Below are 7,112 nucleotides of genomic sequence, written 5' to 3' on the forward strand. Positions count from 1 at the left end.
AGCCGGTAGCCGATGCCGGCTTCGCCTTCGATCGGCACCCCTGACAGTTGCAGGTCGCGCACGTCGCGATAGACCGTGCGCGGCGACACCGACAGCCAGTCGGCCAGCTGTTGCGCGGTCGTGAGACGACGCCCGCGCAACAGCTCGGCGATCTGGAACAGGCGGTCGGCACGGCGGGTCATGACAGCACCTCGATTCCTCTGGCGACGGGGACTTCGCGATGATAGCGCCGCGCCGGCCCGCTGACCGCTGCGCTCAGTGGCATTTCGGCGCGTGCAGGCCGACGCGGTTGCCTTCCGTGTCGATCAGGTAGCCGACGTAGCCGTAGTTGTTCGGCAGCTCGACGACCGAGCCCTGCACGACGCCGCCCGCGCGCTTCGCGCGTTCGAGCGCCGCGACGACCGATTCGCCGGCGTTCAGGTAGACGAGCACGCCGTTCGCGCTCGGCTTGATCTGCTGCGGATCGAACACGATGCTACCGCCCGTGCTCGACGCGTCGCGATCGAACGTCGCCATCGGCACGCCGCCGATGACCGCGCGCTGCAACGTGGTTTGCAGCACGGTTTCGTAGAAGCGGATCGCGCGGTCGAAATCGAGGGACGGAATGTCGAACCAGGCGATCGCGCGTTCCGGGGTGGCAGTGGCGGTTGCTGACGTCATGACGAGCTCCTTGTTGCGTTGTTTGCGTTGTTATGCGGATTCGGTGTGGAAACCAGCCTGCATTGCGCCGGGATTGCAGTGTGAGCGCGGGCTGCTGACACCGTATTGTCAGTAGAGTTGTCATCTGTCTGGTCGAGCCGCACGCCGGCGGTCGTGAAGCTGACCGCCACGCACGACGGGCTCGCGCCCGGTTCGGAGAGGGATCGCGGGATTCGCGGCGGCTGGCCGGTCGTGCTGTCGAGCCTGAAGTCGCTGCTCGAGACGGGGCACGCGCTGCCGTTCACGATGGCGCGCTGGTCGCAGTCGAAGCCCTGACCGGCTCCGCAAAAGCACAGGGGCCGCGATGGCGGCCCCTGGAAGTCGTTGCGCGTGGAAGCGGACGGCTGGCTTACGCGTCGTCGCCTTCCGCTGCCGCCGGGCGCGCCTTCACGCTGCCGGCGATCAGGTCGAAGCGGAACAGCCGGCATTCGAGCGCGCCGTTGAACAGCGGCGTCTTGGCCGATTCGCGCAGGCGCAACTGGCCCGGCAGCGAACGGTCGGACGTCAGCAGGAATGCCTGCCAGCCCGTGAAGCGCTGCTTCAGCGCATCGCCGAGCGCGTTGAAGAACTCGCTGTCCGGCGCGTCGGTGTGCGTGCGGCGGAATGCGTCGTCGTTGCCGCGGTTGCGGCCGGTTTCGCGCACCTCGCCGCGCGCGCTGCGGCCGCGCACTTCGATCCGCTCGCCGTACGGCGGGTTCGCGAGGAGGATGCCCGGCCCGTCGCACGGCGGCGTCATCCCGCGCGCGTCGACCTGCTTGAGCCACACCGACGGCACGCCCGCGCGTTCGAGGTTCGCGCGCGCCTTCTCGAGCATGTCGCCGGAGATGTCGCTGCCGTACACGCCGAGCGCTTCGCCGCGCTTGGCGCGCGCTGCACGCTTCGCGTCGAGCGCCGGGACCTTCAGCCCTTGCCATGCGGTGATGTCGTACTGCTTGAGCTTTTCGAAGCCGAACCGGCGCTCGACGCCGGGCGCCACGCCAAGCGCGATCTGCGCGGCTTCCGCGAGGAACGTGCCGCTGCCGCACATCGGGTCGTACAGCGCGGTGCCGGGCGTCCAGCCCGTCAGGCGCAGGATGCCGGCCGCGAGGTTCTCGCGCAGCGGCGCCGCCCCCTTGTCGAGACGCCAGCCGCGCTTGAACAGCGGCTCGCCCGACGTGTCGAGGTACAGCGTGCACTCGTTGACGGTCAGGAACGCGAACACGCGCACGTCCGGCGCACCGGTGTCGATGCTCGGGCGCGAGCCGGTTTCTCCCGCATCCGGTCGCAGATCGCATCCTTCACGCGCAGCGTCGTGAATTCGAGGCTCTTCAGCGGCGACTTGATCGCGGTGATGTCGATGCGCAGCGTCTGCGTCGACGCGAACCAGCGTTCCCACGGCTGCTCGAGCGCGAGCGCGTAGACGTCCTGTTCGTTGCGGTACGGGCCGTGCGCGATCTTCAGCAGGATCCGGCTCGCGATCCGCGAATGGAGGTTCGCGGCCATGCCGGCGGCCCAGCCGCCGCTGAAATGGACACCGCCCGGCACCTGCGCGCCCGCGGTGAACGGCGCGCCGTTCAGGTGGCGGCCGGCGATTTCGGCCAGCTCGGCGGCAAGCGCCGCTTCGAGGCCGCGCGGGCAGGGGGCGAAGAATTCGAACAGGGTGGGCGAGGACATAAGGCGGGTGAGGACGTGCAAAAGTCCACTATTGTACGCGGCGCGGGCGACCGGGGCCGGCGTTTCGGCGCGGCGGCGTCGGGGCGACGGCCGCTCGCGCGTGCCGGGAGGGCGGCGAGGGGCGCCCGGCCGGGCGCCGCCACCGCGCCACAAGTCAGTGCGTGCCCGGCTGGCCGGCGCGCGCGGCGGGGTTGCCCGCCGGCCAGAACAGCGCGAGCGGGTTCGACAGCACCGTGCGGACGATCGCCGCGACGAGCGCACGCACCTTGGTCGGCCGCAGGCTGCGCGAGCGCACGGCCATCGTGAACGCGAGCGCGAAGCTCACGAGCACGTTGAGGATCGCCATGCTGAGCACGCCTGCGGCGGCCCACCACAGCTCGGGCGTGCCGAGCGCACCCTTGCCCAGCACGCCGAGCGCGATCCCGATCGAGCCGGCCGACAGCGTCACGTGCCGCACCTCGAACGGGAACATGAACACGGTGACGATCGCCGGCACGAGGCCGAGCATCAGGCCGAGGCCGACGTTCGCGACCACGCCGGCGACGTTCGAGCGGCAGAAGTGCGCGAGCTTCGCGGCGCCGGTCGCGCCGAGCGTCAGGCGCAGCCGGCGGTTGTACGTGAGCGCGTCGCCGACCCGGTGCAGCACGAACCAATTGTCGGCCCAGCCCGCGAGCAGGCTCGACGCCCACAGCAGCACGCCGGTGAGCGCGGCATAGAACGGCGTCGGGCCGAGCAGCGAGAACGAATGCAGCGTCGCGTGCGCCTTCTCCGGCGAGATCAGGTTCGCGTGCAGCACGTTGCTCGCGAACAGCTGCACGAGCAGGCACACGGGCAGCACGACGAGCACGTTGCCGGAAATCGCGGCCGCCTGCGTGCGGATCAGCGCGATCACCGACGCGACGAACGTCTTCACGCCTTCCTCGTGGCCGGTGTCGTCGAGCTCGCGTGCGAGCGTCGGCGCGGTCATCGCGGGCTGCTTGGTCGCGAGCGTGAAGTGCAGGAAGTGCATCAGCATGAAGCTGGCCGCGTAGTTGATGCCCGCGAGCAGCCCTTCGAGCATCGACTGCAGGTGCGCGCCCGTGATCGCGAACTTCACGCACACGGTCACGACGGTGACGAGGCCGCCGCCCGCGGCCATCCGCAGCATCTTCAGGTACTCGGTGCGGCCGCGCGAGATGTAGTGCTCGCCGGTGTCCGCGTTGGTCTCGACGAGCTTGCGCGCGAACAGCGAGAAGTTGCTGCGCACGAGGTGCGCGACGCTCTGGCTGTTCTGGTTCGCGTCGACCAGCTCGGCGGTCAGGTGCGCCATCCCGTGCAGGTCGTCGCGTGCCATCCACGCGTTCAGCAGCGTTTCCGCGCGCAGGATGCGCATGCGCATCCGCTCGACCTGGAACACGATGTCGACCGACACGCCGTTGCGGTACAGGTGCGCGAACACGTCGTCGACGGCGATCCGGCATTCGTCGAGCAGCACGCGCAGGTAGTTCACCTCGTGCAGCAGCTTGCTCGGGTCGCCGCCGTCCTCGACGGCCGCATGCGCGGTCTCGACCGCGAGCATCGCGCGGGTGAGGCGGTAGAACGGCTGCGATTCGAGCGGCTTGCGCGCATCGTCGTCGGACAGCCGGCTGCGCACCGTCTGCGACAGGCCGGTCGAGCTGATCTGGCAGGTCAGGTTGTGCAGCGCGGCCAGCAGGTCGCGCGAGAACGAGCCGGGCTCGTGGCGCTCTTCCTCGGTGACGTCGAACGAGATCAGGCCGGCGAGGCGCGCGAGCAGGTCGTCGGGCAGCGCGTCGATCCATTTCGCGTCCTCGGGCGCGGGGAACATCAGCGTGAACAGCGCCGACAGTTCGCGGCGGTTCGGCGCGGGCGGGATCAGCGACGAATCGATCCGCTCGAACAATGCGCCGAAGAAGCCCGAATGCACCGGCATGCCGGCGTCGCACAGCAGCGAGATGCCGTCGCACTCGCGCAGGATGCCGCGCAGGATGCGCGCCGCGTGCGCTTTCCACGCGGGGTTGCGGTCGAGCACGTGGAACAGGTAGCGCAGCCGCGCATGGGCCGGATACGTGCGCGTGTCGGCGTCGCGCTCGGCCGGCGTGTCCTGCACCGTACCGTTGCGGCGCAGCCAGTGCGCGAGCTCGATCAGCCATTCGCTGCGCTCGGCGTACGACGCGTCGGCGTCGGCATGCGCGAGCAGCGCATCGAGCTGGTGACCGGCATTGCGCGACGCGCGCCACTTCTTGATCAGGGTCGTCAGGGAACGAAACATAAACGGGATAGCGAAAGCCCGGGACGGGCGGGTTCGGGATGCCGGCCGGGGAAACGGCGCGACGCCGGTGAGAACGGGTGAGACGGGGCCGGTGCCGGACGGGGCACGGCGACCCGCGATGCGGCTGCCCTGCCGCGGTGCACGCGATTCGCGTGCGGGCGCCGGGAGGCACGGCGGTCGGGCCGAGCGCGGCCCGGCGCCGCCGGCTCGCGCGCACGACTTACGGCGCGAGCCTGAAAGTGCGTAGGATCGTCAATCGGGCCGGAAAACGCAAGCCGACCGCATTGCATGACGCGGGTTCCGGCGGCTTTGACAAAGAATGTCATGGCCGTTCGGCCAGTGAAGGCAGTGCGCGGGGCCGGTGGCAGCGGCGTGCAGCCGACGACGGGCGCGCGTGCTGCCGGCCGCACCGCGCCATTCCATACCGCGCAGGCGAACGTCGTGTCGAACGTCGCCCGCGCGCCGTGCGCGTTCGCTTATGCGCCGGACTTGCCCGTCGCGCCGGCGTCGCCGCCGGACGTCGGGTTGGCCGGGCACGGCACGACCGGCGCGGCGGCCGTCTTGCCGCCGGCAGCGGGCGCGGTCGGCGCGCCGCGACGGGCGGCCATCGCGCGCACGCCGGCCGCGGCCTGCGTGGCAATCACGTCGAGCGCGCGCCGGTGGCCGGCGACGAGCGCATCGTAGCCGTCGGCGACCGGTTCGGCGACGCTCGTGCGGCAGGTCATCACGGCCTGCGTGGCGAGCGAGCGCACGCTCCAGACGGCGTCGACCGCCGCGCGCTTGCCCGGCCACGATTCGAAGCGCTGCACGTTCACGCTGATGCGGTACACGGGCACGCCGGCCGGATACGCGGAATTCGCGACGTCGATCGTGCCGAGCTGCGCGGCCAGATCGTCCGACAGCGCGCGGCGGATCTCGTCGGCGGGCGGCGACGCCCAGCGTTCCTGCTCGAGCACGTCGACCTGCGCGGCGTTCTTCTGCACGACCAGCTGGCTCTTCGCGACCTGCTCGGGCACGCCGACCGACGGCACCTCGATCAGGAACGCCGGGTTGGCCGGCGCGGTGCGCAGCGGCGCCGCGGCGTCGGCCGGGCTGAGCGTGTAGAACCGTGCGGGCGGCGAGCTGCATGCGGCGAGCGCGAGTGCGGCGAGCGCCGCCGCCGCGCCGCTCGCGAAACCGTTCACGCGTGTCGTCATTGTTTATCTCCTGGCTTGCCCTTGAGCAGCGATTCGGGGTGGCGCTCCAGATAGTCGGCGAGCGCGTTCAGCGATTGCAGCGTGCGCGTGAGCTCCTTCAGCGCGCCGCGCACGTCGGACTGCAGCGGCGAATCCTGCTGCAGCGTCGCCTCGGCGGTCGAGAAGGTCTGCTTCGCGGCCGACAGCGTGTCGCGCGCTTCCGGCGCGACCTGCGTGTCGAGCTGCTTGAACAGCTTGTCGGCGTTCGCGAGCGCGCTGTTCAGGTTCGCGCCGATCTGGTCGAACGGCACCTTGTCGAGCTTCTTCGCGATGTCGGCGACCTGCAGCTGCAGCTCGTCGAGCGTGTTCGGCACGGTCGGCAGCTCGAACGGCAGGTGGGCGGTATCGATCTTCACGGGCGGCGCCTTCGGGAAGAAGTCGAGCGCGACGTACAGCTGGCTCGTCAGCAGGTTGCCGGTGCGCAGTTGGCCGCGCAGCCCGTGCTGGACGAGCCGCTCGACGATCTCGCGGCGCGCCGGTTCGCCCTTGCTTTCGATCGTCTCGCGGAAGCGGCGGCCGAGGCGTTCCGGATACACGTTGATCGTCACCGGCATCAGGAAGTTCTTCGTCTTCGGATCGAAGTCGATGCCGATGTTCGTCACTTCGCCGAGCACGATGCCGCGGAAATCGACCGGCGCGCCGACGGCGAGCCCGCGCAGCGACTGGTTGAAGTTCATCACGACCTGCAGCGGCTGGCCGTCCGGGTCGCGCATCGCGTCGCCCTCGTCGGAGCCGAGGCGGAACGTCGTGTTGTTCGGCGCGGTCGTGCCGCTGCCCTGGTTCGGCGGCGTCTGGAACGCGATGCCGCCGAGGATCACGGTCGCGAGCGACTGCGTGTTCAGCTTCAGGCCGCTCGAGTCGAGCCGCAGATCGACGCCGCTCGCCTGCCACCAGCGCGTATTCATGCCGACGTACTGGTCGTACGGCGCATTGACGAACACGTTGAACGTGACGCCCGTGCCGTCCTTGTCGAGCGAGAAGCCGACCACCTGGCCGACCTGGACGCGGCGATAGTAGACCGGCGAGCCGATGTCCACCGAGCCGAGCGAATCGCCGCGCAGCACGTATTGCGTGCCTTTCTGGTCGCCCGTGACGGCGGGCGGCGTTTCGAGGCCGGTGAAATCGGTCAGCGTGTCCTGGCCGTGGCCGGCGTCGACGCCGATGTACGCGCCGGACAGCAGCGTGCCGAGCCCCGATACGCCGGTCGCGCCGACGCGCGGCCGCACGATCCAGAAGCGCGAGCCCTGGACCGCGAA

5 protein-coding genes and 2 pseudogenes are annotated in these 7,112 nt (G+C 70.3%); 1 reads left to right on the forward strand and 6 read right to left on the reverse strand.

Translation table 11 applies throughout. The annotated features are described in order from the left end of the window. Together JMF90_RS16605 and JMF90_RS16610 are read right to left on the reverse strand one after the other, a co-directional pair. Window positions 1–182: YafY family protein (locus tag JMF90_RS16605; RefSeq protein ID WP_201325236.1), on the reverse strand; the 182-nt coding region annotated here is incomplete at its 3' end. 73 nt (window positions 183–255) lie between these two features. Further along, entirely contained in the window at window positions 256–660 is a 405-nt protein-coding gene (locus JMF90_RS16610; RefSeq protein WP_006476880.1) for a VOC family protein, read from the reverse strand. A 119-nt stretch (window positions 661–779) separates the two neighbouring features. Between JMF90_RS16610 and JMF90_RS16615 the strand changes: the two are divergent. Further along, window positions 780–975: pseudogene (locus JMF90_RS16615) on the forward strand (SRPBCC domain-containing protein); the annotation flags it as partial. Window positions 976–1,048: 73 nt separating this feature from the next. Here JMF90_RS16615 and JMF90_RS16620 read toward each other — a convergent pair. The 4 genes and pseudogenes from JMF90_RS16620 to JMF90_RS16635 all read right to left on the reverse strand — a co-directional run. Next, a pseudogene (locus tag JMF90_RS16620) lies at window positions 1,049–2,352 on the reverse strand (class I SAM-dependent RNA methyltransferase). Between the two features lie 154 nt (window positions 2,353–2,506). Beyond that, window positions 2,507–4,621: a site-specific recombinase gene (locus JMF90_RS16625; RefSeq protein ID WP_074801229.1), complete on the reverse strand. Its 2,115-nt coding sequence runs from the start codon at window positions 4,619–4,621 to the stop codon at window positions 2,507–2,509. A 476-nt stretch (window positions 4,622–5,097) separates the two neighbouring features. Beyond that, complete coding sequence (locus JMF90_RS16630; RefSeq protein ID WP_077179126.1) at window positions 5,098–5,817, reverse strand: membrane integrity-associated transporter subunit PqiC; 720 nt, start codon at window positions 5,815–5,817, stop codon at window positions 5,098–5,100. Beyond that, on the reverse strand, window positions 5,814–7,112 hold a 1,299-nt coding region (locus JMF90_RS16635; protein WP_201325237.1), incomplete at its 5' end, for an intermembrane transport protein PqiB. The genes JMF90_RS16630 and JMF90_RS16635, both read right to left, overlap by 4 nt.

Origin of the sequence: Burkholderia sp. E168m23, from assembly GCF_016586125.1 — a bacterium.
In the GTDB taxonomy this organism is placed as follows: domain Bacteria; phylum Pseudomonadota; class Gammaproteobacteria; order Burkholderiales; family Burkholderiaceae; genus Burkholderia; species Burkholderia orbicola.

Bases quoted from the DNA above. Each gene is read 5' to 3' on its own strand.
- JMF90_RS16625 (WP_074801229.1), bottom strand. From the start codon at position 4,621: ATGTTTCGTTCCCTGACGACCCTGATCAAGAAGTGGCGCGCGTCGCGC.
- JMF90_RS16630 (WP_077179126.1), bottom strand. From the start codon at position 5,817: ATGACGACACGCGTGAACGGTTTCGCGAGCGGCGCGGCGGCGGCGCTC.
- JMF90_RS16610 (WP_006476880.1), bottom strand. From the start codon at position 660: ATGACGTCAGCAACCGCCACTGCCACCCCGGAACGCGCGATCGCCTGG.